Genomic DNA, 26,784 nt, shown 5'->3' on the forward strand with positions numbered 1-26,784 from the left:
TTACAAGGACCAGCATGAGCTTTCGCACCGCCGAACCCGCATTGAAAGATGTCCTCGATGGAATCGCATCGGGGCAGATCCAGCTTCCTGACTTCCAACGCGGCTGGGTGTGGGATGACAACCATATTCGGTCGTTGATCGCGAGCCTCTCGCTGTCCTACCCGATCGGCGCGGTTATGTTTCTGGAAGCAGGTGGGGTACCGTTCAAGCCCCGACTGTTTGCCGGCGTCAACCTGCAGCCTGCGCCTACTCCAAAGACCCTCGTACTTGATGGTCAGCAACGCCTGACCTCGATGTACCTGGCGCTGCGCAGCGGCCAGCCCGTGCCGACGCGCACGGAGAAAGGCGCGAACATTCGCCGCCTGTATTTCCTTGACATGGCCCAATGCCTGGACGAATCGGCAGACCGCGAAGAAGCTGTTCTCTCGGTGCCGGAGACGCTGCAAGTCACGTCCGATTTCGGTCGCAAGGTTGAGCTGGACGTCAGCACGCCAGACTTGCAATACAGCCAACGCCTCTTCCCTGTGGCATTGCTTTTCGATATTCAGGGTTTCATGGCTTGGGAAAGCGGCTTCAGCGCCCATCACCAGTTCGCAGCGGAAGCGATGCAGTTCATGCAACGATTCCGCAACGACATCTGGCTACGCTTCCAGCAGTTCAAGGTTCCCGCCATCGAACTGACCCAGGACACGCCACGCGAAGCCGTGTGCCAGGTGTTCGAGAAGGTCAATACCGGCGGCGTGACGCTCACAGTTTTCGAGCTGATGACGGCCACCTTCGCAGCCGATGAATTCAATCTGCGTGACGACTGGGAGGCCCGGCGGGAGCGACTGACCGCCAAGCATGACGTGCTCAAGGCGGTGGATGGCACCAGCTTTCTCACCGCAGTGACTCTGCTAGCCAGTTATCAAAGGCACAAGGCACAGGGCACGCCCGTCAGTTGCAAGCGCGCCGACGTGCTGCGGCTGCCGTTGGCGGATTTCAAGGCGTTCGAACCCGCGCTGGAGCAAGGGTTCAAGCGCGCAGCAGAGTTGCTTGCAGAAGAAAAAATCTTCGACGACCGAAGCCTTCCCTATGCCACACAGCTCATACCGTTGTCGGCCATCTGCGCTCACCTGGCAGACCGCACGACGCAACACGGCGTCAAACAGAAGCTGCTGCGCTGGTACTGGAGTGGTGTGCTTGGCGAACTGTACGGTGGCGCCAACGAAACCCGTTTTAGCATGGACATCCAGGATGTGGTCGCCTGGGTCGAAGGCGGCAGCGAACCGCGCACGGTCCGCGATGCCAACTTCGCACCGACAAGGCTGCTCTCCCTGCAAAGCCGCCTCGCTGCGGCCTACAAAGGGCTGGCCGCCTTGCTCATGAAGCACGGTGGCCGTGATTTCGCCAGCGGCACGCCCATTGATCTCAATACCTACTTCAACAACGCCATCGACATCCACCACGTCTTTCCCCGCGCCTGGTGCGAAAAGCAGAAGCTGCCCAAGGAAAAGTGGAACAGCGTGGTCAACAAGGCTCCGCTGGCGGCAGGCACCAACCGCTTCATCAGTGGCGATGCCCCCAGCGTCTACCTCGCCCGTATCCAGAAGGCCAAGCAGGTTGCCCCCGACAGTCTCGATGAGTTCCTGACTTCGCATGTGATTCCGGTACAGGTACTTCGCTCGGACGACTTTGATACTTTCATCCGCCAACGCGCTGCTGCGCTGTTGAAGCTCATCGAACAGGCCATGGGCAAAGCCATTGCCGGACGCGACAGCGAAGAAACCATCAAGGCCTTTGGCGCGGAACTGTCGTCATGAACCGGACGGATGTCGTTGCCGCACTGTGTCTTCCCGACAGCGCACGGGTGGATCAGCGCGTCCCCAAGAAGCTGTTGCTGGAGAACGGTGCGCCCACGGCATCCGACAAGCGCCTAATCACGGACGCCATTGAAGAAATCCAGTGGCTTGCCGCACTCAAGCCCAACACCATTGGCGTACCCAGCTACCGGGACGCGCAGCGTGAATACCTGGAAGTCACCGTGCTTGGCTTGACCCTGCGTGGCACCGTCAAGCCCGCCAGTCTCGCTCGCCTTGCCGAATTGGTGCATCGGGCCGTGCCGTATCCCGTGTTGCTGCTTGTGCAAGGCCAGGCACTGACCCTCTCGCTGGCGCACAAACGCTGGGCGCAGAACGAGGCAGGTAAGGTCGTGCTCGACGGCGACCCAGTGTTGGCCTCGCTGCCCCACGCAACCGAAGATGCCGCCGCAGTGGAAGACGCAATAGCCCCCGAAATCGAGCGCGCCTTCGTGCAGTCCCTGTCGATTGCACGCCAACCCCAGACCACGCTGCATGCCCTTTATCAGGGTTGGATGGAGCGCGTGTGGGCCTGGCAGGCGGCACGGCTGACGGGAACCTACCAGGCTGACACAACCCCGGAACAAGCGGCTGCCCGCTGGCAGGCGCTGGCTGATTGTGAGCGGCTGGAGAACGAGATCGACCGCCTGCGAGCGCAAGCCGCCAAGGAAAAACAACTGGCGCGCCAGGTAGAACTGAACCTGACGCTCAAGCGCATCCAGGCCGAACTGGCCGCTGCGCGCCGACAACTTTGAAGATTGAACGAATGACGGAGAAGACCATGGAAAAACTCACGGCAGCCAGCCCCGAAGCCCAGTCCGCCGACTTGGTGGCGGCAAATATCGAACAGCTCAAGGCGCTGTTTCCTGAGCTGATCACCGAGGGCGTGGGCGGCGTGGCCGTGAATGTGGATGTGCTCAAGGCGCTGGTGGGTGATGCCAGCGTGACCGACGCCGACGAAAAGTACGGCCTCAATTGGCACGGCAAGCGTCGTGCCCGCCAACTGGCGCTCACGCCCAGCACCGGCACCCTGCGCCCCTGCCTGGAAGACAGCGTGGACTGGAACACCACGCAGAACCTGATGATCGAGGGCGACAACCTCGAAGTGCTCAAGCTGCTGCAAAAAAGCTATGCCGGCAAGGTCAAGCTGATCTATATCGACCCGCCCTACAACACCGGCAAGGATTTTGTGTATCCGGATAATTTTCAGGACAACATCAAGAACTATCTGGAATTGACCGGCCAAATCGATGGCGGGCAGAAGATTAGCAGCAATACCGAAGCCAGCGGGCGGTTTCATACGGATTGGCTGAATATGATTTATCCGCGCTTGAAGGTAGCGAAGAGTTTGCTTAAGAAAGATGGCGTCGTTTTTATCTCGATCGACGACAATGAACTTCATAACCTTCGCATGCTTGCGGATGAAATATTTGGCGAAGAAAACTTCGTTGCCACCGTTTCTGTTGTCAACAACATGAAGGGGCGCAACGACAAAAAGCACATCGCCGCTTGTCACGAATACGTTGTCATCTACGCAAACCCTGGCTTTGTTTCCAACGGTCTACCGCTGACTGAGGCGCAACGAGCCGCATTCAAATACGAGGACGAAAATGGTCAAAAGTATGCACTTCGAGACCTGAGAAAGCGCGGCGGCCCGGATCGTCGCGAGGATCGCCCCAAGATGTATTTCCCTATTTATTGGGATGAGACGACTGGCGTATGTTCGTTGAATCGAAAAAGCGCCACCGATGTCGAGATTTTCCCTCTGCGTGGAGACGGTTCTGAAGGGCGCTGGCGCTGGGGATATGAAAAAGTGGAACAGCATCTGGATTGGATGCACGCAAAGCGATCCGGACGTAGTGGCAGGTTGGATGTTGATCATCGGGTGTACCTTGATCCGTCGATAGCAGTAGATGATGCCGACGATGAAGCTGATGATGACGAAGACGAGACCATTGAGCGCACTTCGAAGCCGAAGTCGGTGTGGTTTGGCGGCGAATTTTCGACCGATAGTGCCAAGCGAGCATTGAAAGAGTTGATTCCGGGCGAATCATTCGATTTTCCTAAGTCAATTGATTTTCTTCGCACCTGCGTACTGCTTGGTTCGAGTGGAAATGACATTGTTGCCGACCTTTTTGCGGGTTCTGCAGCAGCAGGACAAGCCGTAATGCAGCAGAACGCAATCGACGGGTCTGCGCGACGCATCCTGACGATTCAACTTCCAGAGCCGCTGAATCCAGCAGAAAAGAGCCAGAAGGCAGCCGCAGCCGTATGCGACAAGCTTGGACTTAAGCGAAACATCGCTGAGTTGACGAAAGAACGCCTACGTCGTGCCGGAGCCAAGGTCAAAGCGGACAACCCACTGTTCGTGGGTGATACGGGTTTCCGCGTCTTCAAGCTCGACACCTCCAACATTCGCGCTTGGAATCCGAAGCCGGACGATCTGGAAGCCACGCTGTTCGACCATCAGGATCACCTGCTCGAAGGCCGCAGCGAGGCCGATGTGCTCTACGAACTGCTGCTCAAGCTCGGACTTGATCTGTGCGTGCCCATCGAACAGCGCAGTATTGAAGGGCTGGATGTGCATGCCTTGGGCGGCGGTGTACTACTGGCCTGCCTGGCCGAAAAGATCACCCGTGAGCAGGTGGAGCCACTCGCCCAAGGCATCATCGCCTGGCACAAAGAGCTGGCACCCGCTGGCCCTGCTGGAAAAGAAAGCACCTGCGTGTTCCGTGACAGCGCCTTTGCCGACGACGTGGCCAAAACCAACCTCGCCGCGATTCTGGAGCAGCACGGCATCCAGAACGTGCGCAGCTTGTAAGGGGGGCTCGCCATGAAACTTCACTTCGAGCCGAACCTCGACTACCAGATGCAGGCCATTGAGGCCGTGTGCGACCTGTTCCGTGGCCAGGAGGTGTGCCGCACCGAGTTCACGGTGACGATGAAGGCGCCGACGCCGGTGGGGTCGGATCTGTTTCCCGGGACCCAGCCTGAGCAAATGACGCTGGGCATGGCCGAGTCGGATCTGGGTGTCGGTAACCGACTGACGCTGCTGGACGATGAGCTGCACAAGAATCTAGCGGACATTCAATTGCGGGGCGGTCTGCCCCCATCCGGCTCGCTGGCGTCCGGCGACTTCACCGTGGAAATGGAAACCGGCACCGGTAAGACCTACGTCTATTTGCGCAGCATCTTCGAGCTGAACAAACGCTATGGCTTCAGCAAGTTCGTCATCGTGGTGCCGTCGGTGGCGATCAAGGAAGGCGTCTACAAGACCCTGCAGATCACCGAGGATCACTTCAAGGGGCTCTACGCGGGCGTGCCCTTCGATTACTTCCTGTACGACTCGGGCAAGCCCGGGCCGGTGCGCAATTTCGCCACTAGTTCCAACATCCAGATCATGGTGGTGACGGTGGGCGCCATCAACAAGAAGGATGTGAACAACCTCTACAAAGAGACCGAGAAGACGGGCGGCGAGAAGCCCATCGACCTGATCAAGGCCACCCGGCCGATCATCATCGTGGATGAACCGCAAAGTGTGGACGGCGGCCTTGAAGGACGCGGCAAGGAAGCGCTGGATGCCATGAACCCGCTCTGCACGCTGCGCTATTCCGCTACCCATGTGGACAAGCACCACATGGTGTTCCGCCTGGATGCCGTGGATGCTTATGAGCGCAAGCTGGTCAAGCAGATCGAGGTGGCGTCGGCCACGGTGGAGGATGCGCACAACAAGCCTTTCGTGCGCCTGGTGAAGGTGGAAAACAAGCGCGGCCGCATCAGCGCCAAGGTCGAGCTGGATAAACAGACCGCCACTGGCGTGCAAAGGACTGAGGTGACGGTCAGCGATGGCGACGACCTTCAGCAGAGCGCCGATGGCCGTGCGATCTACGCCGATTTTCGGGTGGGCGAGATCAATACGGCCAAGGGCGAAGCGTTCATGGAGCTGCGCTGCCCCGGCGGCGAAGTGTTTTTGCAGCCGGGTCAGGCCCACGGTGATGTGGATGCGCTGGCCGTGCAACGCGAGATGATCCGCCGCACGATCAAGGAGCATCTGGACAAGGAAAAGCACCTGCGTCCATTGGGGATCAAGGTGTTGAGCCTGTTCTTCATCGACGCGGTGGACAAGTACCGTCAGTACGATGCGGACGGCCAGCCGGTCAAGGGCGTGTATGCGCAGATGTTCGAGGAAGAATATCGCCGTGCCGCCAAGTTGCCGGCCTACCAGAGTTTGTTTGCCGAGATCGACCTGGAGTCCGCCGCCGAAGAAGTGCACAACGGCTATTTCTCCATCGACAAGAAGGGCGGCTGGCTTGATACCGCCGAGAACAATGCGGGTAACCGGGAGAATGCCGAACGCGCCTACAACCTGATCATGAAAGAGAAGGAGAAGCTGCTGTCCTTCAGCACGCCGCTGAAGTTCATCTTCTCCCACTCCGCCCTCAAGGAAGGCTGGGACAACCCCAACGTGTTCCAGATTTGCACCTTGCGCGACATCCAGACCGAGCGCGAGCGCCGCCAGACCATTGGTCGCGGCCTGCGCCTGTGCGTCAACCAGGATGGCGAGCGGGTACGGGGCTTCGAGGTCAACACCCTGACCGTGGTGGCCACGGAAAACTACGAACAGTTTGCCGAAAACCTGCAGAAGGAAATCGAGAAAGACACAGGCATCCGCTTTGGCATCGTGGAGCAGCACCAATTTGCCGCCATTGCCGTGACTGGCGCTGATGGGCACGCCGCACCGCTGGGCATCGAGCAATCAAAGGCACTGTGGGAGCACCTGAAAGCCGCCGGCCATATAGATGCCAAAGGCAAGGTGCAGGATTCACTGAAAACGGCGCTGAAGAACGGCACCTTGGAACTGCCGGACGAGTTTGATGCGCAAAAGGCCCAGATTGCTGAAGTGCTGCGCAAGGTGTCGGGCCGGCTCGATATCAAAAATGCCGATGAACGCAGGCAAGTGCCGCTGCGCAAGGGCAAGGATGGCAAGGCCGTTTATCTGAGTGACGAGTTCAAGGCACTGTGGGACCGCATCAAGCACCAAACAACGTACCGCGTGCAGTTCGATAACGCCAAGTTGGTGACGGATTGCATCGCAGCGTTGCAGAAGGCCCCGGTGATTGCCAAAGCACGACTGCAATGGCGCAAGGCCGACATCTCTATCGGCAAGGCGGGTGTCGCCGCGACGGAGAAAGCGGGCGCGGCGACCGTGGTGCTGGACGAGGCGGATATTGAGCTGCCGGATTTGCTGACCGACCTTCAGGATCGCACCCAGCTCACCCGGCGCACCATCGTCAGCATCCTGACGGGAAGCGGTCGCCTGAACGACTTCAAACGCAATCCGCAGCAGTTCATCGAATTGACTGCCGAAACCATCAACCGCTGCAAGCGCTTGGCCCTGGTCGATGGCATCAAGTACCAGAAGCTGGGTGACCAGCATGTCTATGCGCAGGAGCTGTTCGAGAAGGAAGAGCTCACCGGCTATCTCAAGAACATGCTGCTGGATACCCAGAAGTCGATCTACGAGCACGTGGTGTACGACTCGACCACTGAGCGGGATTTCGCCGATGGGCTGGAGAAGAACGACGCCATCAAGCTCTACGCCAAGTTGCCAGGCTGGTTCAAAGTGCCCACGCCGCTGGGCACCTACAACCCCGACTGGGCCGTGTTGGTGGAAGAAGACGGCACTCAGCACCTGTACTTTGTGGTGGAAACCAAAAGCAGCCTGTTCACCGACGACCTGCGCGACAAGGAAAGCGCCAAGATCGAATGCGGCAAGGCGCATTTCACGGCGCTGGGGGTTGGTGAGAACCCAGCCCGGTATGTGGTGGCGCGCTCGGTTGACGATCTTTTGACCGAGGCGGCAAAGGGGTAGGTCCTGCCGTCGTTACGGCGAGACAAGTTTTCGTCATGACTACGTGCGAACCCGTAATTTTGGATAAAGGAGTTTTTTATATGAGCAATATCCCATTCGATCCGTCGAAATTCACGGCACCGAAAGCGAAGCCTCTACCCGTCGTGCTTCTTCTCGATGTCAGCGGCAGCATGAGCGGAGAGAAGATCCGCAATGTGAATGATGCCGTTCGCGATATGTTGGATACGTTCAGCGACACCGAGAACGGTGAAACTGAAATCCATGTGGCGATCATCACTTTCGGCTCTCAGGTAGTGCTGCATCAGCCGCTTGCCAGCGCCAGCGATATTCATTGGCAGGATCTTTCTGCTGGCGGCATGACCCCGCTTGGCACGGCATTGCAAATGGCCAAAGCGATGATCGAGGACAAAGATGTCGTCCCTTCGCGTGCGTATCGTCCGACGGTCGTATTGGTTTCTGATGGCGGGCCGAATGATGCGTGGGAAAAGCCTCTGAACGCATTCATTAGCGATGGTCGCTCTGCAAAATGTGACCGTTTGGCAATGGCGATAGGCGCTGATGCTGACGAGGCAGTACTTGGGAAATTTAAAGTCAAGGAAAATATGTTGGCGTTGCTGGTGATTCCTCATGTCTATGCATAAGGAAATCGATACAAGAGTCATCACAACTAAGCTGGTGCTAACAAAAGTTAACACAATTTCATGGGCCTAATTGGGGTTACCCAATTTCGTGCACTTTCAATGCTGTAGTACAATCGACCACCACCGCAGAAGCAGTGCTATTAATATTGGGCATGGACACAAAGAGAAATATATGTTGAGTCGTTTCTTCAGTTGGTTAGGGGGCAAGCAAGAGGCCGCACAAGAGGCCGCTTTGCAAGGCAATACAGGCGGTACGCAATACGCACCCGGCACGCAAGTTTCTTATGATCCCATGTTGATTACTCGCTTCAAGGGGCATCACGGTTCGCTTCTGTCAATATTCGGCACTATCTCGACCAGTGCTGCGTCGCACGATTACCCCGGTGTTATGGATGCATTGCAGCGCTTCCAGCGCGTATTGAATGAGCACCTGCTTGAAGAAAACCTGCGTTTATACACCTATCTGAGTAAGTGCCTTTCGGGTAACGAAGATAGCGCTTTGCTCATCAATCAGATGCGCCGGGAAATGTCCGAGATCGGGCGGACAGTAACGCAGTTCCTTCGCCACTACATAACGAGCGAAGTGGATGGGCGCAATATTGATGAATTTACGGAAAAGCTACAAGGGATCGGCAGCGCATTGCAGGATCGAATTTCGCGTGAGGAAAACTCGCTGTACACCTTGTATATGCCGGTGGCCGATTATTGATCCGGGCGCACAAAATCTACGCATAAGGGCTTCGTTTTTGAATTTGGTATCTTTTGTTTGATCAGGTGTCCAAGCAAAAGATACTAAGCGTTTCCGGATTATAGCTCTCGATAAGTTTAATCTGGCTCGGAATTCTTTATTTATAACGATAATGGATATCTTAAATGCTGTAATGGACTTTCCCCGCGCCACAGCTCTATACCGAGAACGGTGGTGACTGAAATTGGGAGTGTCCTCATGAAGCGCATCGCAGTTGATCTGGCCAAGTCCGTTTACCAAGTTGCCGAGAGTGTCCGCTCCGGCCAGGTGGTGCAGCGCAAGCGGCTGAACCGAGAGGCGTTCCGGCGATATATACAGGAGCAGGCCGAGCCGGTCGAGTGGGTGATGGAGGCCTGTGGCACAGCGCATTACTGGGGGCGGCTGGCGCAATCGCTCGGTCATCAGGTGAAGCTGCTGCACCCACGCTATGTGCGGCCCTATCGCCGTCGTAACAAAACCGACCGTAATGACTGCGATGCCATGCTCGAAGCGGCGCGCTGCACCGACATTCATCCCGTGCCGGTGAAGAGCCACGATCAACAACAGCTCCAGCAATTGCACGGGCTACGTGAAACCTGGAAGAAGAGCCGCACCCAGCGCATCAACCTGCTGCGCGGCATGCTGCGTGAAGCGGGTATCGAAGCTCCAACGTCGACCGCAGCCTTCATCCGGGCTGCCAGTGAGCTGGTAGACCAACCTGAACTCGCATGCTTGAGCCGCCTGCTGCATATCGTCCTGGCCGAGATCAACCTGTACGAACAGTGCATGGCTGAATGCGAACAGCAACTCAAGCGCTGGCATGCTGATGATGACATCGTGCGCAAACTGGATGAAGTCAGTGGCATTGGCCTGCTAACCGCCAGCGCCCTGACCGCCGCTGTCGGCAAGCCCGAACGCTTTGCCAATGGTCGCCAGCTCAGCGCCTGGCTGGGTATGACGCCGCGTGAGTTCAGCAGTGGCAATAGCCGCAAGCTCGGCCATATCAGCCGGCAGGGCAATGTCTATGTGCGCACGTTACTGATCCACGGCTCACGTGCAGCCTTGCTCGCCGCACAACGCTGCCAGGCTCGAACGCCGGAAAAGCTGACGCAGTTACAGCGCTGGGCTGTGCAGACGGCGGCGCGTATCGGTCACAACAAAGCGGCGGTGGCACTGGCCAACAAGCTGGTGCGGATCTGCTGGGCGGTGTGGTGCCACGAGCGGCGCTTCAATGGCAATTGGCAAAGCGTAAGGCCCGCCTGACGGCGGGGGTGATCAGTAAAGGTGTGATGGTTTTCTTGTGGTTGTGGTGAGCAGCAGCACTGTCGGAACAGGCGAGTCCTGCAGCGGAGCAAGGCCGATAACAATGATGATCTTTGTGATCGATTGAACGCTTGGCCCCCGCTGCGCGAACTACAGAATGGCCAGGGCGGAAAAGTCCAAAACAGGCCGGATATACGAATGCAACCGCGCTGACGACAGGTGCAAAAGCAAAGCTTTACTCACTACTTGTGGGGAGAGTCCATATACCATTCTTAGCTATTGGCGTTACATAAGCACTTACCCAATAGTGGTCGCCATTTTTACAGCGATTTTTTACTAGCCCCATCCATGAGCGGCCAGATTTTAATGTACTCCACATATGCTCAAATGCAGCAGGCGGCATATCTGGGTGTCTTACGATGTTGTGAGGCTGGCCTAATAGTTCTTCCTCAGTGAAACCACTGATTTTAATGAAGTCAGGATTAACGTACGTGATATGGCTTTGAGGGGAGGTAGTCGAAAGAATATTGGCATCTTTTGGGAATTCTAAGTTTCGACCCGTCACTGGTAAATTCTGGCGCATAAGAGCCTCAAGGGTTGGCTGTTTTATTTTATTGTGTTCGGCATTAAGCCCAATTTCTTTAGCGTTACGATAAAGCTAGCATGGAAACGATAGGTGCAAGCAAGTTAAGGGTTGCATCGCGCATGTCAATCTAGGCTATGCCCTAACTGGGCGTCAGGCCGGCACTCTGGGCAACGTCAGGATAGGGCCGATTCCAGCATTTTCTGACGCCTCGCCGGCAACCTCTAGGGCCTCAACCTGACAGGCCGCACGTTTAGCGTACGATTTTGTCCGTTTTCTCTATCGTCCCCACAATCAAATGTTTTACGACACCTCCTTGAGGTTGCCGCGTTTACATCATTACCTGAACAGGTATAAAATTCCGTCATGACAAACAAAGAAAAACCGCTCGAATGGATCGCGAGCAGCCACAAGGATTTGATGGCGTTGCCGTCCGACGTGCGTCGCCGTTTCGGTTACGCGCTCTCGTTGGCGCAGATAGGCGATCAGGATGACGCAGCAAAGGTGCTCAAGGGGTTCGGTGGTGCCGGCGTGCTGGAGGTCGTCGAAGACGATGCCGGCGGCACCTATCGAGCGGTATACACGGTCAAGTTTGCGGAAGCGGTGTTCGTCCTGCACTGCTTCCAGAAGAAGAGCAAGAGCGGAATCGCCACGCCAAAGGCCGACATGGACATCATCCGCGCTCGGCTGAAGGTGGCCGAGGTATTGGCACAGGAGCTACGAAATGCAAAAACGAATCATTGAAGGCGTCGAGGTTCAGCGCAGCTCGGGCAACGTCTTTGCCGACCTTGGACTGCCTGACGCTGAAAAGCTCAAGATCAAGACCGGCCTGGTGGTCGAGATCAGGAGGGCCATGCGCGCCCTTGGGCTGACTCAACAAGCGGCGGCCAAACGCATGGGCATCCCGCAACCGAAGGTGTCGGGCATGATGCGCGGCGACTTCACCAATCTATCCGAACGCAAGCTGATGGATTGTCTGAATCGCCTCGGCTACGACATCGAAATCAAGGTACGGCCAGCAGCCGAGCCGATCGGGCATCTAACGCTCGCAACCGCTTAATCGGAGCCCTCCTGATGGCAGCCCGCATCACCGACGACGAATGGGACGAACTGACTCCCGAGAATTTCGATACCACGGCACTGCTGCGTGCAGTCGATGCCGTGGACGTGCTGCGCGGCGATTTGAATGACAGCGCAGACGGCGCACCTCCGCAACTGCGCACCGACCTGTTGAAGCTGCATCAACTGGCAATGGCCGCGTTCAACGAGGGATCACGCAGCCGAGTGGCTGAGCTATTTGATCTCGCCGTGGATCTTCAGGATCAGGTTGATCATCTGATGACCTCGCTGGAACAAGTGCAAGAAACCCTGTCCCGGTTGACGGCGCTCTACCCAGAAAGCCTGTCCTGAATGTTCTTGGAGACAACCACATCATGAGCCGCAGCCGCCGCAAAACGCCCATCGTTGGGCACACGACCTGCCGTAGCGAGCGCGAGGACAAGAAACTCTGGCATCAGCGCTGGCGAACCCACGAGCGCACCGCGCTGGCCAGCGCGTCGCCGGAAGCTCTATGCGCCCATCTGCCTCTACTGGAAAACCAGGTCAGCAACGTCTGGTCGATGGGTAAGGATGGCCGCTCCTACTGGCCCATCAAGCGCCAGGCCGCCACGGCGGATCGCATTGCCAACCACAAGGGACGCAATCCGCAAGAGCGCGCCTCCCTGAAAAAGCGTCTGCTGCGCAAGTGGATGAGCAAATGAACCTGTCCACCATCGAGGCGCTGGCTATCGCTTGGGCGCGAATCGCTGAAGAAGCAGAACTCCCAGCCGGCTACGAGGGCACGGCGACGCCAGAGGCGCATCGGGCCTGCGAGGTGATCCAGGAGCGGATTCGAGAGCACGTCGTCGCCACCAATGACATGCGGCTGTTCGGCCTGCTGCACCTGCTTGGGCAGGCGTCGCTGCGCATGGAGCAAGCGCTGTGGCCGGAAGAATATGCGCGGATGACCCGCGAGGTCGAGGAAGCTCTCCGAGAGGCCGACGACCCCAACGCCAAGTCGTACACCCACGAAGAAGTCATGCAGGCGATGCAGGAACGCATCGACCGAGCGCGAGACAAAGCCATGTTGATCGGCTGACGGAAATTTCGGCGGTTCCGGCTGATCCAAGAATCTTGGCGTGACCTTACCTCCGCTCTACCGCTGGGTGCCAGCCTCGGCGCACGCCTAACCACCCAACTCAGAAAGGAAAATAAGTTGGTAAAACGCATTCCCGTATCCGAGCTTCGTCTCGGCATGTACATCCACAAGCTCGCCTGCTCTTGGGTTCGACACCCATTCTGGCGCGGCAGCTTCCTGCTGACCGAGCCTCAGGATCTCTCTGCCATTCGAGAATGTGGCGTCGGGGAGGTCTGGGTCGACTTGGCCAAAAGCTAAGTCGACCCAGAGAGCCCAGAGAGCCCAGAGAGCCCAGAGAGCCCAGAGAGCCCAGAGCCCAGAGCCCAGAGCCCAGAGCCCAGAGCCCAGAGCCCAGAGCCCAGAGCCCAGAGAATTGTCGGAGGAGCAATCTCTGCCGTCTAGTCCACTAAGCAAGAAAAGTGACGGCGCAACCTCAATGGAGAGCGAAATGTGTTATGCACGGAAACTCTGTCTTGCGGCCAAGTCCCAAGTCATGGACATGTTCCAGGAAGCCCGGCTTGGCAAGGCCGTCGACCCAAGCACGACGTTGCCGCTGGTCGGAGAAATCGCTGCCTCGGTGCTGCGCCAACCTCATGCCCTCATCAGCGTCGCACGCATCAAAACGCACGACGATTACACCTACCTGCACTCGGTTGCCGTCTGCGCCCTGATGCTATCGCTGGCCCGGCATCTCGATCTAGACGAGGAGCAAACGCGCCTGGCTGGCATCGGCGGACTGATGCACGACCTAGGCAAGGCCGCGATGCCGCTGGAAGTGCTTAACAAACCAGGCAAGCTCACCGATGCCGAGTTCGCCATCATGAAGCGCCACCCTGTGGAGGGCGCAAAGATGCTGCGCGCAGGCGGGGCCGAGCCCGGGGTGGTGGACATTGCCCTGCACCATCACGAGAAGATCGACGGAACCGGCTACCCGGATCGCTTGGCCGGTGACGCCATTTCACTCCTGGCCCGCATGGGCGCAATCTGCGACGTCTATGATGCCGTGACGTCGGAGCGAGCCTACAAAAAGCCGTGGGACCCGTCCGCGGCGATGCGGCAGATGGCCAAGTGGGAGGGCCATTTCGACAAACGCATCTTCCACGCCTTCGTCAAGGCCGTGGGCATCTACCCCGTCGGCTCCTTGGTTCGCCTGTCCTCTCAGCGTCTGGCCGTTGTCGTTGAGCCGGGAATGGAATCACTGCTGACTCCCAAGGTTCGCGTGTTCTTCTCGCTACGCTCGAGAGAGCCGATCCCGATGCAGACCATCGACCTGGCGGCCACGAGTTGCAAGGACAGTATCACTGGCCCCGAAGACCCGACGCTCTGGAACTTCAAGAACCTCGACGACTTGTGGATGGAATAGCCCCCACAAAACGACGGCCCCGTGAGGGAGCCGTTGAACATCGTCGAGCGATGCCCGTCCAGGGAGGGATGGCCGAGCTCGATTCTCCAGAAGGTAGCTGGTGACACGAGTGTTGAGCCCACCCAACTAGGGTGACGGAAATTTCTGGGGTTCCGGCTTACATCCCCATAAACGGTGCTTGGGGACACGCCGTACAACTCGGCTATTGCGGCCACCTGGGTAGTTCGTTCCGGGCTTTTCTTCGGCAAGCGGTCAAGCCGCTGCCGCAACTGCATCAGCGAATCGGTTGGAATGGCTTTACGCCGCCCGCTGGGCATCACGCTCGGCCTCGGTCAGGTAGTTGTAGAGTGTCGAGCGGCCGATGCCCATCATCCGGTAGATTTCCGCCACCGTGTGTTGCCGCTCGTGATAGAGGCGTAGGACCAGCTCCTGTTTGGCCGGATCAAGCCGCTTCTTACGGCCACCCTTGCGGCCACGAGCCCGCGCGTCGGACAAACCGGCTTGGGTACGTTCGCGGATCAGGTTGCGCTCGAATTCGGCCAAGGCACCGAATAGATGAAACACCAGGCGGCCACCAATCGAGGCAGTGTCGATATTCTCCTGCAAGCTGCGTAAGCCGACGCCGGCGGCGTCCAATTGCTCGACCAGCCGGATCAAATCCTTCAGCGAGCGGCCGAGGCGATCCAGGCGCCAAATCACCACGGTGTCGCCACGGCGAAGCGTGGTCAGCAAGGCAGTCAGCCCGACCCGCTCGGCCTTGGCGCCGCTGGCGGTATCCTCGAACAGGCGCTCGCAACCGACTTTCGTCAGCGCATCGCGTTGCAGATCGAGGAGTTGGTCGTCGGTTGAGACACGGGCGTATCCAATCAACATGGTGTTGTCCAACTATTCAGCGGTAACTCAGTGTAGTCGGATGCTGAAAGATGGAGACTGTAGTTGGATAGCAGCGATGCGGGGTTGTGTGAGAGTTTTGTCGCTTTCAGAAGGCAACAGCACTGAGGATCAGAAGCGGACTACACAGCAGGTGCACCTATCCCGTAACTGGCGGCCCTTGAGAAGCAAGTTTGCCCAATCGCCGCAGGTTCTGTACCGCTGCCGCCAGAGTGAACTCATCGCTTGCGCCACTCATGCCTCGTAGTCACAAGCGACCCAATTTCAAGATGCGTTTGAGGTGGGCAAACAACATTTCACCTTTCTTACGTTCGTAGCGAGAGCGCGCGTACTCCGGCGTCGCTGCGATGCGCCGAGCCACATCACGGCTTCATGGGCGCTGCGGGCGACCTTGGGGCTAACAGAGAAAACGGAAAATTTCGTACGCTAAGCGCTTTGTCTGTCAGGCTGACCCAAGATCGCAGCGCGTCCTCATGGATACCGTCACGCATCGTTAGGCAAGCTCTGGATTTTTTCAGCGGCCACGGCCATGGCCACACATGCCATTCGATCACGCTGAATTTCAGTGATGACTCCCGCATCGCGTAAGCCCAAGGCATACCCCTCAGCACGACCGGCCACTTCCATCACCTGATGCAGGGATCTGCCTTCGATGATCTTGAGCAGCAGGTTCCCCCACTGTGCCGTCTGCCCGCTGCTTAGCCCCAAAACAGCCTCATACGCGGCGGTAGAATTCAACACATTACGGTCAGCTGGATCGTTTGACATGGATCAGATCCTTATAGAGTAAGGAGTGGCCTGTACGTCATACCACTCACCCTGTGAAGGCTAGGCCAGCCCCCCCATACCTGGCGTCCAGCAGGCGAAAAAAACCCACTGCGTGGTTTTTTTGTGGGGGGCGACTGAACGAAAACGTCGTTATGCGTAAGTGCTCAATCTGCCAGATTGCCACCAGTCATTTCCAAAAGATGACTGCACATCTGGATATGGCTTCCAGCAAATCAAGCGCCATGTTCACTGACCACGCTCATGGGCAAGCATGCTCACCGCCTGCACTGCATCGTTTGCTCCATCGCGAATCTGCTGGATCACCGCACCAGCCTGATTTGCCAAGTCGACACCTTTGGTCGCCCGTTCACGGGTGCCGTCCATGCTCTTGATTGCTAGCTGAGTTTCGCTCTGGATCATGTTAACCATCCCAGAAATTTCCATCGTCGAGCCGCTGGTACGTGAGGCCAATTGTCGAACTTCATCGGCGACCACCGCAAATCCACGACCCTGCTCACCCGCTCGGGCGGCTTCGATGGCCGCGTTCAAAGCCAGCAGGTTGGTCTGATCGGCAATCCCGTGAATGGTCTTGACGATGGCGGTGATCTGCTCAGAACGCTCTCCGAGCTTGGCGATGATGACCGACGAATCCTCGATATTAGCGGCGATTTCCCGCATTTCGCTCGCAGCTTGCTGGATAACCACCGTGCCATGTTCGGCAGCTTGGCGTGTCTCGACTGAGATGTGATACGCCTGACTAGCGCTCTGAGTGTCCTGCGCATGCTTCTCAACCATCGCGGTGACGTCCGAGGCAAATTTCACCACTTTGCTTAACTGCCCGCTGGCGTCATACACCGGGTTATAGCTGGCCTCCAACCACAGGGTTTGCCCACGCTTGCCGACCCGTTCAAATTGCCCGTTGAAAAACTCGCCTTGATTCAGTCGCCGCCAGAAGTCCTGGTATTCACTACTGCTAGCCAATGCAGGCTTACAGAACAGTCTATGGTGCTTGCCCTTGAGTTCGGCCAAGCTGTAGCCGACCAGACTCAAGAAGTTCTGGTTGGCATCAACAATACTGCCGTCCAGGTTGAACTCGATAATACCCATGGCCCGGTCGAGGGCTTGCAACTTGCCTTTGGTTTGGCTCTCGTGTTGTACCTTCAACGTGACGTCAAGCGCATATTTAATCACCTTCACCACGTTGCCCTGCTCGTCCTTGACCGGGTTGTAGCTGGCCTCCAGCCAAATTGGCTGGCCATTAGCACCCACTCTTTCAAAGGTTCCTGATTCGAACTGGCCGCTTTTGAGGTGCTGCCAGAAGGCTTGGTACTCGCCGCTACGCGCGTAGTCTGGCAGGCAGAACTGTCGGTGCGGCTGACCAAGCACTTGCTCTGAACGATACCCCATGGCCTTAAGAAAATTCTCATTCGCCGCTAGGACGATGCCATTCAGGTCGAATTCGATGACCGCCATGGAGCGGTTGATGGCTTCGAGCTGACTGGCTTGCAGGGCGATGGTCTGTTGCTGCGCATTAATGGTTTTTTTAGAGGCGTTGAACAACATGATGTCGGTAGCCTTGAAGAGGAGGGATCGTGGTGGGCAGTCCTATTCTGTTCGATTGCTAGCCACAGCCATTGGCCGTTGATTGCGCAATGCCACTATCCATGAGCGACGATCCCAGACTGCTAGATCCGGTACGTAAATTCAACGGGTGAACTGTAGGGTTAATATCCAGCGCCGTAGCACCGCAAACGCTGGATTAGCAAGGGCTTAAGCGTTCGCGGCGCTGGCAAATGATTGATGTAGACTTGCGAGATAGGGCCAGCGCCGTGGGGCAGAAACCTGTGAAAGTCATCTGCCGTGTGTGCACGGCACTAAATTACCGCGAGGATTTGATCTGTAGTTTTTTGTGTCTTTTCGTGTCCGCGAAAATCACGAAGACGAACTAACAAGCCCAAGTAGTTGTGGACTTGGCCGGTCATGCGTCCCTCAATTGCCGCACGCGTACGATTTTTCCGAATTCTGCGGGCTTCCGTCATTGCCTCTGAGAGGCTAGCGGCGGGCCCTCAGCACTTGGTCAGCAGGTGCGGAGCATTCGCGGCACTGGCTGCTGACCGGAATCTATCTGCGCTGTACAGCCTGTGGCGCCGGACAGGCAGCCAGTGACGACAATCGGCTGTTTGTGCACGAGCGGAGCTGTCCGCGGGCCGGCACCACCCCTAGCGCGAGCTGGCCTGCATCCTGCGGGCTCCTTGCAAAACGTCGGCTTGCTCCCTACAGCGCATCAAGCAGTCGCTGTAGTCTCGGCAATCGGTGTTGCAGTCAGACTTTTGACCAGCAGTTCTGCGGGTAAAGGACGGCCAAGCAAATAGCCTTGCAACGTATGACAGCCTAGTCGGGTAAGCAACTCTTGCTGTTCTGCCGTCTCCACCCCTTCGGCCACAATCTTCAGCCCCAGTGTTTGGCCCAGCGCAATAATCGCCGAAACAATTGCCGCATCGTCATTGCCCTGAGCCAACTCGGTGACAAAGCCTCGGTCGATTTTCAGTTCATTGGCCGGTAGGCGCTTAAGATAGAGCAGACTGGAGTAGCCCGTCCCGAAGTCATCGATGGAGATGCTCACCCCCAGTTCTGCTAGTTTTTTCAGGACTACCAAACTGGCCTCGGCATTGCGCATGGCGGTGGACTCGGTGACTTCAAGAACGAGATGACGAGCATCCAATGAATGACGCTCCAAGGCCATGCGTACAATATTGACCAAGCCGAATTGCCCCAGTTGAACCGTGGACAGGTTGACCGCAATGCTCCAGTCCTGATGCCCCTCGTCGTGCCATTCGCGCATCTGGCGGCACGCTTCGTCGATCACCCAGTTGCCAATGGGTATGATCAGACCGGTCCTTTCCGCGAGTGGCAAGAAACTGTCTGGCGGGACCAGACCGTGATCCGGGCTTTGCCAGCGCAATAACGCTTCGACCCCGATCATCGGGCCATTGGGAGCAAGCATTTTCGGTTGGTAGTGCAGGACAAATTCGCATCGATCCAGCGCCTGATGCAGATCGTGTTGAAGTTGCATCTGTTGATGGGCATTGGTGTTCATCGTCTTTTCGAAAAAGCTGTAGCCACTACGTCCTATTTCCTTGGCGTGGTACATCGCGGCATCCGCGTTAACCATCAACTCATGCGCGGTCAGACCATCATTGGGGAACAAGGCAATACCAATACTGGCTGAGACGTGCAGGTTATTGCGGCCGATGTGATAGGCATTACCAATGTTCTCGATCAGCCTTTGCGCTAGCATCGCCGCATCTTCGGGCTCCCCCGTATCAATCAACAAGACAAACTCATCGCCTCCTAGCCGCGCCGCCGTGTCCTCGCTGCGTTGGGTGTCGAGAATCCGCTGTGCGACCTCGATCAGCAAAAGATCGCCGACGTGATGCCCGTACAGGTCGTTGACGGCCTTGAAACCATCCAGATCCATAAATAGCACCGCAAAATGACGCTTTTCCCGTGCAGCTTTTTGAATGGCTTGCTCTAGGCGATCATCCAGCAGGAAGCGATTGGGCAGCTTGGTTAGGTTGTCGTGCAATGCCAGCTGAACCAGTTCACTGTTGGCCCGATCAAGTGAGGTCGCTAGCAACTTGGTACGCACATCCAGCATGGAAATGATTAAGGCAATAGCGAATACCGCCAGACTCACCACAATCACCAGCACTGCCAGCCACTTGGTATCGATGCCGGTGTTTGCCGCCCCGCAGAAGCTTCCGACAGGAAACTGCGCAGCAGCCATGCCGGTGTAGTGCATGCCGAGGATGGCACAACCCATTACCAGCGACGCCCCGATACGGGCATAGGTAGCCTTTTTTGAGTCTTTGCGCAGTTGGAAGGCGATCCACAGGGCCGCCCCTGAGGCAAGAACCGCAATGACAATGGACAGGGCAAATATCCAGGGAATATAGATCACACTCGGCGTCATCAACATGGCAGCCATGCCGGTGTAGTGCATGGCCGCAATGCCGCTACCCATCAACAGGCCACCTAGAGCCAAGCGAGCCCAAGGCAGATCCTTCTGGCAAACCAGCCAGAGCGCAAAGGCCGATGAGGCAATGGCGATCAGCAGCGACAGGAGTGTGAGCGGGATGTCATAGCCCAGGGAAATGGGAAGATTGAAAGCGAGCATGCCGATAAAGTGCATTGACCAGACACCGAACCCCATGGCGAACGAGCCACCGATCAGCCAAAACGCGGATGCTCTCCCCGTAGAGCTGGACACTCGACTGGCCATGTTGAGGGCCGTGTAAGAGGCAAGAATGGCGACAATCATAGAGAAAGTGACGAGGACATTGTTGTAGCTGCTCAGAAGCATAAAACTCCCATCCTTAGCGTACGTGGCGAAGCCGCGCGAAAATATCAATAAGCCACTATAAACCGATTTTTTGTGCCCAATGTATAACTTAGGCGACATTGACCCGTAAGTGGGGTATGCCGAGATCAAGCAAAAACTCCACCGTGGACTGCACAAGCGACTCCATAAGTAGTTGATTTCTAAGTAATTATATAGCTTCCGAAGCGCTCGGAACTTTACGCCCTCCTGCCTGCGGCTCTGCCGCCAGGCGTAACCGCCGGTAAGGTTGATACGGGGAGCCCGCAGAATTCGGGAAAAACCGTACGCGAAGCCCGCATTTGATTGACCTTTTGTGATTTATAAAATACAAAAGGATCAGCGGGCAAAGGCCGCAATTGCCGCTCGCATCTTCCGCTTGGCGAATGGTCTACCCGGCGACGTGTCACCAGTCGGCCGGGGAGTAAGCGAGTTGAGGATTCACTATGGCCCAGGCTATCGGGTTTACTTCCAGCAGCGCGGGACAGAAATCGTCATCCTGCTATGTGGTGGAGACAAGAGCAGCCAGACCAGGGACATAGAAACGGCGAAACGCCTAGCAAATGAGTGGAAACCGCAATGACCGAGCCAATTTATGACTACGATCCCGCGCAAGCGCTGGACAGTCCAGAGGCGATAGCGGTGTTCATCGCGGACGCCCTGGACACTGGAGACGCCGCCTATATCGCTAAGGCTATGGGAGTGGTTGCCCGCGCCAAGGGGATGACCGAGCTGGCCAAGGAAACGGGGCTGGCCAGAGAGCAGCTTTACAAGTCGTTCAGCGAACGCGGGAACCCTACACTGAAAACCATGCTGGTAGTGATGCGGGCACTGGGAGTTGATTTGACCGCCAGACCGCATACGCAATAAGAACACGTCCGGCACCCTGCGCAACGTCAGGATAGGGCCGAACCCTGCATTTTCTGACGCTTCGCCGGCAGCCTCTATGGCCTCAACCTGACAGGCCGCACGCTTAGCGGATTTTGTCCGTTTTCTCTATCGCCCCCGACTTCAAGACCTCCCTACGTGCACAGGGAGCAGAATCCAAGGTGCGGGACTACACGAACGAGGCATTCACACGCTTGGCGGAGCGCATCAAGCAGCTTACCGGTTGATTAGGGGCTTTGGAGAGGATGTTCAGTCGCAGCTAATCTGAGCCAGAGGGCTCCGTCAGTCGCAGATAATCTGAGCCGAAAATCGCGTTGATTGCGAGCGCGGCTATTTTCGATTGCAAGCCGTTACAACTACAGTCTGAGCAGGTCAAGGTAATGGCGAAAAGCTATGATCCAAATCGAGATTGTTGAGCGGGCGGCGAAAGAACGCCATGCGCTCGTTTCCGTACTTGGGCATGACTGAAGCATAAGGCCCGCTGAGTAGCGTCGCGGTGTAGCAGTGCTATCGTTTAATTTCTGCAGCCGATATGGAAGTCATTGAAGTGGCTACTCGCGTTCAAGAAATAGATTGCTTTGAAGCAGTAGACAAATCTGGGTGTCGATACACGATCACTGAGTCGGCGAGTCAAACGTCATTGGATGCCATGAATGGCATGACGCAATGGGTCAGCCAATCAACCTACTTCAGAGCGCTGGGCTTTGGTCCGGTCGGCCAAATTAGTGATTCGGAATTTGAAATTTTTCTCGTTGGGGTCAAGGTAATACGAGTTTGATCGAGCAGGCCGAAGGCGAAATCGGGGTTTTAGGGAGCAATGGAACTCCATGTTGGACCATAGCGCAGAGGACGTGCTCGGCCTGACGAAGTGAGCCTGTCCCGTGGCTTTGCGCTGGCCTTATCGTCAGCCCAACCTGGAGCAAATGATGTCCTTGTTACATGCCCTTGGCCTTCGCCTGGCCGCCCACCTGACGCGGCCGCGCCCAGGCCACAGCCAGCTGCCGGCTTTCCCGCCGGAACACCTCGCCGCCACCCTGCGTGTGGGCGACGTGCTACTGGTAGAGGGCACCAGCCGCCTCTCCAGCGCGATCAAGTACCTGACCCAGTCCACCTGGTCGCACGCAGCACTCTACGTCGGCGACCGCCTGGCTCCTATGCCCGGCGCTAGCGAGCCGGTGCGCGCGCTGATCGAAGCCGATGTAGTGGCTGGCGTGCACCTAGTGCCGCTGGCGGACTTCCTGGACCAGCACACTCGCATCTGCCGCCCGGTCGGGCTGGATGAGACCGACCTCGCGGCGTTGCTGGATTTCGTGCGCGTGCGGCTTGGACAGGGCTACGATCTGCGCAACCTGTTCGATCTTGCCCGCTACCTGATAAGGCCACCACTACCTGGGCGACTGAAGCGGCGGATGATCGCGTTTGGCAGTGGCTCTCCCACCCGTGCGATCTGTTCGACGCTGCTGGCACAGGCTTTCGAGTCAATCCACTACCCCATCCTGCCGGAGATCGACAGCAGCGATCCCCTGCATCCGGCGGTAGAACAGGCGCGTCGCGAGCTGTTACACATCCGCAACTACAGCCTGTTCGTGCCACGCGACTTCGACGTCTCGCCATACTTTCGCATCGTAAAGCCGAAGTTGCAGCAGTCTTTCGACTTCCATCGCCTAAAGTGGGCTGAGGCCGGTAGCAACCTCTAACTATGGAGTTTGGTCATGGTTGTTATTCGACTGCCTTCGGAGCTGGAAAACCTTGCCAAAGCCACCGGCAGAACCAAAACCTTTTATGCCCGGGAAGCCATCGTGGCGCACCTGGATGATCTGGAAGACCTGTATCTAGAGGAACAGCGCCTGCTGGGTAACCCGGGAGGGGCGCTCGGAGTCGGTACCCTTAGAGGATGTGATGAAGCGTTATGGCTTGGCGGATTGAGTTTGATCACACTGCAGAGCGCGGGCTCTATCGGTAATCGGACCGAGTGCGGCCTATCAGGCTGTGCATCGCTCAACGCTCTATCGAGCGCTGGATAAATTGACGGCCGGGCGTGCGAGGATAGGTCGATGTCTACGCCCATCCATCAATAAAGCCTAGAGTGGTTTACGCTAAAAACTTTATAGATCATCCGCTTGCGACGAAAATGTCCTAATTTTCCTTTGTCTCGGCATGCCCCCCACTACGCTCTGTCGCGGGCGAATCTCCTGCTCCAGGAGTGTGACCAAACGACTTTAAATAGTCACGGCCGTGTCGCTGACTGGGAATAGCGACACAATTGCCGCCCTTGCTGTGTGGGTGCGCAGATGCGGGACGTCCTCAATGCGGAGCTGGGTGGTTTCCTCATGGCACAAGCCGTGATTGAGCAGAACCGCCAGAATCGGCTGATGGAGTCAGCCTTTCGGAGAGCACTCATCCAATGCTTCCAACAGCGCTTTGGCTTGATGGTTGCCCAGGGCCGCGCACGGCGTCGTTTTCCAGCAGGTCATCGAATAGCTTGGCTAACACTGCGAGTTCTCTGCGGAGGGTTGTCTTGGAATTTATACCTACTCAGAAAAAGTCAGACCGGCGGAGGTCGATAGACCCGTCCAGAGTAAATCGAGCTGACTAAAGCTCCACTTCGCTGGACTCTCTCGGCTAATGATTTTTTCACGCCCTACTAATTTGGCGAGGTCAATGATTTCATGAGGAACGGGTAGATTAGAATGCGTTGAGAAAAATACCTTGACCTGTGGTGTCAACAGCGATTTTTCATGCTGCTCCATCACGACGCCCAGCAGCCCACTTTCCAGTCGAACCAGAGCCCCCACCGGGTAGATACCGATTGTTCTAATGAAGGCGTGCAATATTTCAGTATCGAAGTGGCCTTGCCACGTCGCCATCTGATGGATGGCCTCGGCGGGATCCCAACCGGGTTTGTAAGGGCGTGTCGATGTCAACGCATCGAACACATCGCACACCGCTCCCATGCGCGAAAATAGGCTGATTTGCTCGCTGGCAAGTCGATGGGGGTAGCCACTGCCATCGTATTTTTCGTGGTGGTGAAGGCATACATCCAGCACCAAATCACTGACGTACTCATTGTCGGTCAGGATGTTGATTGCAGCTTTCGGATGCTTGCGTATAACGTCAAACTCTTCGTCAGTGAGTTTTCCAGGCTTGTCGAGAATTGCTTCTGGGATCGCGATTTTACCGATGTCGTGCAACAGCCCTGCGATGCCTGCCTCAAGTACTAAATCTTGACTCAGTTTCAGCTCGTGAGCGAGGGCGATCATGAGCGCGCTGACCGCCACCGAGTGCATGTACGTGTAGTCGTTGGCGGTTTTCAGGCGAGCCAGGCTGATCAGGGCACTGGGGTGACGCAACACGGAATCAGAGAACTCCGCAACCAGTTCGCCAACACGCGCCAGTTTTAACGGCTGGCCCATACGCGCCGTGCGGAACATCGCGACCACGGCCATTTTGGCCTCCGCACAGAGCTTTTGGGCTTGAGGCAACTCAGCCGCTAACGTCGTCAAGTCTCGCGCCGCCGTACCCCCTACGGTCGAAAGATGTGGCGCTTCAAGTCGCCCGAACGCGACATCTATCCCCTTGCCGACATCAATCCACACCTCATGAGCAGCCGAGTCTTTGATGCGTCTCAGATCATAGGAGGTCTGGATCAGGAATCGTCCTTTCCAAAAAGTTGGATCCATTCCTGAGTCGCTGAAATCATGGACATACATGCCGAGGCAAAGCTCACTAGCAGGAATAAGCTTAATCATTAATAGATAATATCCATATATAGATAGCGGCTATTTGCCCGAAAACGATCACCCTCGTGAACCTGGCTCATTGATATCATTTTTCGAGTCGGTGCGCACCAGCATGGTGACCATGCGACGGGTTCACCGTCTGCAAAACCCACTTGTGGTGAGCGAAGCTTGAGTGTGGCTGGCAGAGGATCGATTGATGATCAGACCTATCGAAAGGTCGGTCACGAGCAAGGGTTCCCAGCGCAATTGGGCTAAGCCAACCCCGCCAGTCTCTTTAGCCGCTCAATCGTCGAGAGCTCTTCTCCTTGAAGTTCTGCAGCTGCCAGGCGCATCACCACCTGCTCGCGCCGTACCTGTGCCGGTGGCAATACATAAACTGCGCCGATCAATTCGCGCAGAGGCATGGGCAAGCCCCAATGGGCTTTTAGGCTAATGGCAAAAGGGCCGCTGAATTCGGCAATACCCTGCATTATCTGGTTATCATCAATGATATAGCCGCTATTTTCCCAGATTTGAGTGAGGTGGAGCACACAGAGCTCGCCCATCCGATGGAGCAGCGCTGCGGTGTGCAGAGGGGCTGGATCTATGCGGCACTGCCTCGATAAGGCTAGCGTTCGATCACTGAGGCGTTCGATTTCGTCCAACTGACTTTGGATTTTCAGTTGAAGTAGGGGGCTTGCCTGTTCGGTGTACTGTCGCAAGGCCATCCCCATGGCCAAATTAAGGCAAGTCTGCACGCCAAGCTTGCGTAGAGCTTCTATGTGGTTGAGGCAGGGCCGGCCACCATTGTTATAGGCACTACTGTTGGCGACGGCAATCAATTTGGCGCATAGGGCAGGGTCATGTCGCCAGGACTCCGCGAGTTCACGCAGATCTTGCTCCTCTCCTTTGAGACAGCTCAACAACTGCTCCCTTACATTGCCGATCAACGGCATGTCGAGTTCACCGGCATCTTTCCCGGCAAGGTACGCGATCAAGTCCTCCCCCAAGAGCGGGCTGTTGGTGGCTGCGTCAGGCTGTGGAATCAACTTCGCAAGGTACTCGATGACACGCGGGACTTGAAACGGCTTGGTGATGAAGGCGTTAACACCCAGAGTGCGAACCGCTAGGACACTAGCCCGATCCGAATGACCGGTAACGATGACCACAGGCGTGCGGCGATCCTCCCGGCGGATATTTTTCAGCAGATTGATGCCGGTGGCATCGGATAGATTCCATTCGGTCAAGACCAATTGGTAGGGAGCAAGCTGCCAGGCCTCAATCGCATTCTGGACTCGGGTGAACCGATCGACCTGGACGCCGGGACGAATACTCAGCACGATCTGTTTGAGTAGGTCTGCACACCAAGCGTCATTTTCCAGAATCATTACTCGCATGGCGTTCCTTAGCTGCGATGTGCGTTGGCTTTGACTACTCATCAAGGCGCGGCGGCATTGAGGTGGTCATCCTGTATGAAAATACTACGTCAGATCGAATGCAAATGACGGCGAATGGATACTACAAGTGAGTAGTCAAGTAAGGCGCCATTTGGCTGCAATCCCGCGAAAAAGGGCGGCGGCAAAAACTGAGTGCAACACCTGACCTTTCCGGTACGGTGCTGCCCCTATGTCTTATACCGAACTCAGCGTTGAAGAGCGCCCGCCGCGTCAGGATAGT

The 26,784-nt window shown here is 56.8% G+C and carries 23 protein-coding genes and 4 pseudogenes; 18 read left to right on the forward strand and 9 right to left on the reverse strand.

What is annotated here, in order from left to right; genetic code table 11:
- Positions 1-14 precede the first annotated feature (14 nt).
- From GYA94_RS10760 to GYA94_RS10790, 7 genes are all read left to right on the forward strand, one after another.
- Positions 15-1,802, forward strand: a complete 1,788-nt coding sequence (locus tag GYA94_RS10760; protein ID WP_153425794.1) for a DUF262 domain-containing protein — start codon at positions 15-17, stop codon at positions 1,800-1,802.
- On the forward strand, positions 1,799-2,593 hold the full coding sequence (locus GYA94_RS10765) for a DUF4391 domain-containing protein (RefSeq protein ID WP_153425795.1): 795 nt from the start codon (positions 1,799-1,801) through the stop codon (positions 2,591-2,593). Before GYA94_RS10760 ends, GYA94_RS10765 begins: the two co-directional genes overlap by 4 nt.
- 26 nt (positions 2,594-2,619) lie before the next feature.
- Positions 2,620-4,659: a site-specific DNA-methyltransferase gene (locus GYA94_RS10770; RefSeq protein ID WP_161892300.1), complete on the forward strand. Its 2,040-nt coding sequence runs from the start codon at positions 2,620-2,622 to the stop codon at positions 4,657-4,659.
- Between the two features lie 12 nt (positions 4,660-4,671).
- Complete coding sequence (locus GYA94_RS10775) at positions 4,672-7,710, forward strand: type III restriction-modification system endonuclease (protein ID WP_161892301.1); 3,039 nt, start codon at positions 4,672-4,674, stop codon at positions 7,708-7,710.
- Positions 7,711-7,790: 80 nt separating this feature from the next.
- Complete coding sequence (locus tag GYA94_RS10780; protein WP_255326920.1) at positions 7,791-8,351, forward strand: vWA domain-containing protein; 561 nt, start codon at positions 7,791-7,793, stop codon at positions 8,349-8,351.
- A 172-nt stretch (positions 8,352-8,523) separates the two neighbouring features.
- Positions 8,524-9,060, forward strand: a complete 537-nt coding sequence (locus GYA94_RS10785) for a hemerythrin domain-containing protein (protein WP_161892302.1) — start codon at positions 8,524-8,526, stop codon at positions 9,058-9,060.
- 237 nt (positions 9,061-9,297) lie between these two features.
- The gene (locus GYA94_RS10790) at positions 9,298-10,341 is read left to right on the forward strand and encodes an IS110-like element ISPa62 family transposase (RefSeq protein WP_161892303.1); all 1,044 of its coding nucleotides are present in this window, start codon (positions 9,298-9,300) and stop codon (positions 10,339-10,341) included.
- A 265-nt stretch (positions 10,342-10,606) separates the two neighbouring features.
- On the opposite strand, the pseudogene GYA94_RS10795 reads toward GYA94_RS10790, so the two are convergent.
- Positions 10,607-10,924, reverse strand: a pseudogene (locus tag GYA94_RS10795) (PAS domain-containing protein); the annotation flags it as partial.
- 366 nt (positions 10,925-11,290) lie between these two features.
- Between GYA94_RS10795 and GYA94_RS10800 the strand changes: the two are divergent.
- The 6 genes and pseudogenes from GYA94_RS10800 (at position 11,291) to GYA94_RS10830 (ending at position 14,463) form a co-directional block, all read left to right on the forward strand.
- A complete protein-coding gene (locus GYA94_RS10800) occupies positions 11,291-11,668 on the forward strand; it encodes a type II toxin-antitoxin system RelE/ParE family toxin (RefSeq protein ID WP_003151133.1) in 378 nt (125 codons plus the stop codon).
- Complete coding sequence (locus GYA94_RS10805) at positions 11,649-11,984, forward strand: helix-turn-helix domain-containing protein (protein ID WP_001172026.1); 336 nt, start codon at positions 11,649-11,651, stop codon at positions 11,982-11,984. Before GYA94_RS10800 ends, GYA94_RS10805 begins: the two co-directional genes overlap by 20 nt.
- Before the next feature lie 14 nt (positions 11,985-11,998).
- Complete coding sequence (locus tag GYA94_RS10810; protein WP_000741275.1) at positions 11,999-12,334, forward strand: hypothetical protein; 336 nt, start codon at positions 11,999-12,001, stop codon at positions 12,332-12,334.
- A 23-nt stretch (positions 12,335-12,357) separates the two neighbouring features.
- Positions 12,358-12,684 (forward strand): hypothetical protein, encoded by a 327-nt coding sequence (locus GYA94_RS10815; protein ID WP_000091614.1) that lies wholly within the window; start codon positions 12,358-12,360, stop codon positions 12,682-12,684.
- On the forward strand, positions 12,681-13,061 hold the full coding sequence (locus GYA94_RS10820) for a hypothetical protein (RefSeq protein WP_001054412.1): 381 nt from the start codon (positions 12,681-12,683) through the stop codon (positions 13,059-13,061). The genes GYA94_RS10815 and GYA94_RS10820 overlap by 4 nt, the downstream gene beginning before the upstream one ends.
- Positions 13,062-13,178: 117 nt before the next feature.
- Positions 13,179-14,463 (forward strand): annotated as a pseudogene (locus GYA94_RS10830) (cyclic di-GMP phosphodiesterase).
- 297 nt (positions 14,464-14,760) lie between these two features.
- Here GYA94_RS10830 and GYA94_RS10835 read toward each other — a convergent pair.
- The 6 genes and pseudogenes from GYA94_RS10835 to GYA94_RS10855 all read right to left on the reverse strand — a co-directional run bounded on the left by GYA94_RS10835 (position 14,761) and on the right by GYA94_RS10855 (position 20,485).
- Positions 14,761-15,336, reverse strand: coding sequence for a recombinase family protein (locus GYA94_RS10835; protein WP_161892305.1), 576 nt, complete (start codon positions 15,334-15,336; stop codon positions 14,761-14,763).
- A 157-nt stretch (positions 15,337-15,493) separates the two neighbouring features.
- Positions 15,494-15,724 (reverse strand): annotated as a pseudogene (locus GYA94_RS28175) (transposase); the annotation flags it as partial.
- A 113-nt stretch (positions 15,725-15,837) separates the two neighbouring features.
- On the reverse strand, positions 15,838-16,122 hold the full coding sequence (locus GYA94_RS10845; RefSeq protein WP_060495517.1) for a hypothetical protein: 285 nt from the start codon (positions 16,120-16,122) through the stop codon (positions 15,838-15,840).
- A 246-nt stretch (positions 16,123-16,368) separates the two neighbouring features.
- Positions 16,369-16,917, reverse strand: coding sequence for a methyl-accepting chemotaxis protein (locus tag GYA94_RS28680; RefSeq protein ID WP_405124342.1), 549 nt, complete (start codon positions 16,915-16,917; stop codon positions 16,369-16,371).
- Between the two features lie 3 nt (positions 16,918-16,920).
- A pseudogene (locus GYA94_RS28685) lies at positions 16,921-17,685 on the reverse strand (PAS domain-containing protein); the annotation flags it as partial.
- 721 nt (positions 17,686-18,406) lie between these two features.
- On the reverse strand, positions 18,407-20,485 hold the full coding sequence (locus GYA94_RS10855) for a putative bifunctional diguanylate cyclase/phosphodiesterase (protein ID WP_060495515.1): 2,079 nt from the start codon (positions 20,483-20,485) through the stop codon (positions 18,407-18,409).
- A 331-nt stretch (positions 20,486-20,816) separates the two neighbouring features.
- Here GYA94_RS10855 and GYA94_RS10860 point away from each other — a divergent pair, with 331 nt between their 5' ends.
- The 5 genes from GYA94_RS10860 to relB all read left to right on the forward strand — a co-directional run bounded on the left by GYA94_RS10860 (position 20,817) and on the right by relB (position 23,412).
- Positions 20,817-21,083, forward strand: coding sequence for a type II toxin-antitoxin system RelE/ParE family toxin (locus GYA94_RS10860; protein WP_082412254.1), 267 nt, complete (start codon positions 20,817-20,819; stop codon positions 21,081-21,083).
- The gene (locus GYA94_RS10865) at positions 21,080-21,370 is read left to right on the forward strand and encodes an addiction module antidote protein (RefSeq protein WP_060495514.1); all 291 of its coding nucleotides are present in this window, start codon (positions 21,080-21,082) and stop codon (positions 21,368-21,370) included. Before GYA94_RS10860 ends, GYA94_RS10865 begins: the two co-directional genes overlap by 4 nt.
- A gap of 550 nt (positions 21,371-21,920) precedes the next feature.
- Positions 21,921-22,166 (forward strand): hypothetical protein, encoded by a 246-nt coding sequence (locus tag GYA94_RS10875; RefSeq protein ID WP_156356242.1) that lies wholly within the window; start codon positions 21,921-21,923, stop codon positions 22,164-22,166.
- Positions 22,167-22,314: 148 nt separating this feature from the next.
- On the forward strand, positions 22,315-23,085 hold the full coding sequence (locus GYA94_RS10880) for a YiiX/YebB-like N1pC/P60 family cysteine hydrolase (protein WP_198760205.1): 771 nt from the start codon (positions 22,315-22,317) through the stop codon (positions 23,083-23,085).
- Between the two features lie 15 nt (positions 23,086-23,100).
- Positions 23,101-23,412 (forward strand): type II toxin-antitoxin system RelB family antitoxin, encoded by a 312-nt coding sequence (relB, locus tag GYA94_RS10885; RefSeq protein ID WP_218031593.1) that lies wholly within the window; start codon positions 23,101-23,103, stop codon positions 23,410-23,412.
- A gap of 507 nt (positions 23,413-23,919) precedes the next feature.
- On the opposite strand, the gene GYA94_RS10890 is transcribed toward relB, so the two are convergent.
- A complete protein-coding gene (locus GYA94_RS10890) occupies positions 23,920-25,137 on the reverse strand; it encodes an HD-GYP domain-containing protein (RefSeq protein WP_060495551.1) in 1,218 nt (405 codons plus the stop codon).
- Between the two features lie 242 nt (positions 25,138-25,379).
- The gene (locus tag GYA94_RS10895; RefSeq protein WP_060495550.1) at positions 25,380-26,504 is read right to left on the reverse strand and encodes an HDOD domain-containing protein; all 1,125 of its coding nucleotides are present in this window, start codon (positions 26,502-26,504) and stop codon (positions 25,380-25,382) included.
- Between the last annotated feature and the right edge of the window lie 280 nt (positions 26,505-26,784).

This window comes from Pseudomonas juntendi, from assembly GCF_009932375.1.
Lineage (GTDB): Bacteria > Pseudomonadota > Gammaproteobacteria > Pseudomonadales > Pseudomonadaceae > Aquipseudomonas > Aquipseudomonas juntendi.

Excerpts from the sequence above, each read along its gene's own strand:
- GYA94_RS10810 (WP_000741275.1), top strand. The coding sequence starts at position 11,999 with ATGGCAGCCCGCATCACCGACGACGAATGGGACGAACTGACTCCCGAG.
- GYA94_RS10760 (WP_153425794.1), top strand. The coding sequence starts at position 15 with ATGAGCTTTCGCACCGCCGAACCCGCATTGAAAGATGTCCTCGATGGA.
- GYA94_RS10890 (WP_060495551.1), bottom strand. The coding sequence starts at position 25,137 with ATGATTAAGCTTATTCCTGCTAGTGAGCTTTGCCTCGGCATGTATGTC.
- GYA94_RS10855 (WP_060495515.1), bottom strand. The coding sequence starts at position 20,485 with ATGCTTCTGAGCAGCTACAACAATGTCCTCGTCACTTTCTCTATGATT.
- relB (WP_218031593.1), top strand. The coding sequence starts at position 23,101 with ATGGTTGTTATTCGACTGCCTTCGGAGCTGGAAAACCTTGCCAAAGCC.
- GYA94_RS10875 (WP_156356242.1), top strand. The coding sequence starts at position 21,921 with ATGGAAGTCATTGAAGTGGCTACTCGCGTTCAAGAAATAGATTGCTTT.
- GYA94_RS10775 (WP_161892301.1), top strand. The coding sequence starts at position 4,672 with ATGAAACTTCACTTCGAGCCGAACCTCGACTACCAGATGCAGGCCATT.
- GYA94_RS10770 (WP_161892300.1), top strand. The coding sequence starts at position 2,620 with ATGGAAAAACTCACGGCAGCCAGCCCCGAAGCCCAGTCCGCCGACTTG.
- GYA94_RS10820 (WP_001054412.1), top strand. The coding sequence starts at position 12,681 with ATGAACCTGTCCACCATCGAGGCGCTGGCTATCGCTTGGGCGCGAATC.
- GYA94_RS10765 (WP_153425795.1), top strand. The coding sequence starts at position 1,799 with ATGAACCGGACGGATGTCGTTGCCGCACTGTGTCTTCCCGACAGCGCA.
- GYA94_RS10815 (WP_000091614.1), top strand. The coding sequence starts at position 12,358 with ATGAGCCGCAGCCGCCGCAAAACGCCCATCGTTGGGCACACGACCTGC.
- GYA94_RS10865 (WP_060495514.1), top strand. The coding sequence starts at position 21,080 with ATGACCGAGCCAATTTATGACTACGATCCCGCGCAAGCGCTGGACAGT.
- GYA94_RS10895 (WP_060495550.1), bottom strand. The coding sequence starts at position 26,504 with ATGCGAGTAATGATTCTGGAAAATGACGCTTGGTGTGCAGACCTACTC.
- GYA94_RS10835 (WP_161892305.1), bottom strand. The coding sequence starts at position 15,336 with ATGTTGATTGGATACGCCCGTGTCTCAACCGACGACCAACTCCTCGAT.
- GYA94_RS10845 (WP_060495517.1), bottom strand. The coding sequence starts at position 16,122 with ATGTCAAACGATCCAGCTGACCGTAATGTGTTGAATTCTACCGCCGCG.
- GYA94_RS10790 (WP_161892303.1), top strand. The coding sequence starts at position 9,298 with ATGAAGCGCATCGCAGTTGATCTGGCCAAGTCCGTTTACCAAGTTGCC.
- GYA94_RS10880 (WP_198760205.1), top strand. The coding sequence starts at position 22,315 with ATGTCCTTGTTACATGCCCTTGGCCTTCGCCTGGCCGCCCACCTGACG.
- GYA94_RS28680 (WP_405124342.1), bottom strand. The coding sequence starts at position 16,917 with ATGGTTGAGAAGCATGCGCAGGACACTCAGAGCGCTAGTCAGGCGTAT.
- GYA94_RS10785 (WP_161892302.1), top strand. The coding sequence starts at position 8,524 with ATGTTGAGTCGTTTCTTCAGTTGGTTAGGGGGCAAGCAAGAGGCCGCA.
- GYA94_RS10800 (WP_003151133.1), top strand. The coding sequence starts at position 11,291 with ATGACAAACAAAGAAAAACCGCTCGAATGGATCGCGAGCAGCCACAAG.
- GYA94_RS10780 (WP_255326920.1), top strand. The coding sequence starts at position 7,791 with ATGAGCAATATCCCATTCGATCCGTCGAAATTCACGGCACCGAAAGCG.
- GYA94_RS10805 (WP_001172026.1), top strand. The coding sequence starts at position 11,649 with ATGCAAAAACGAATCATTGAAGGCGTCGAGGTTCAGCGCAGCTCGGGC.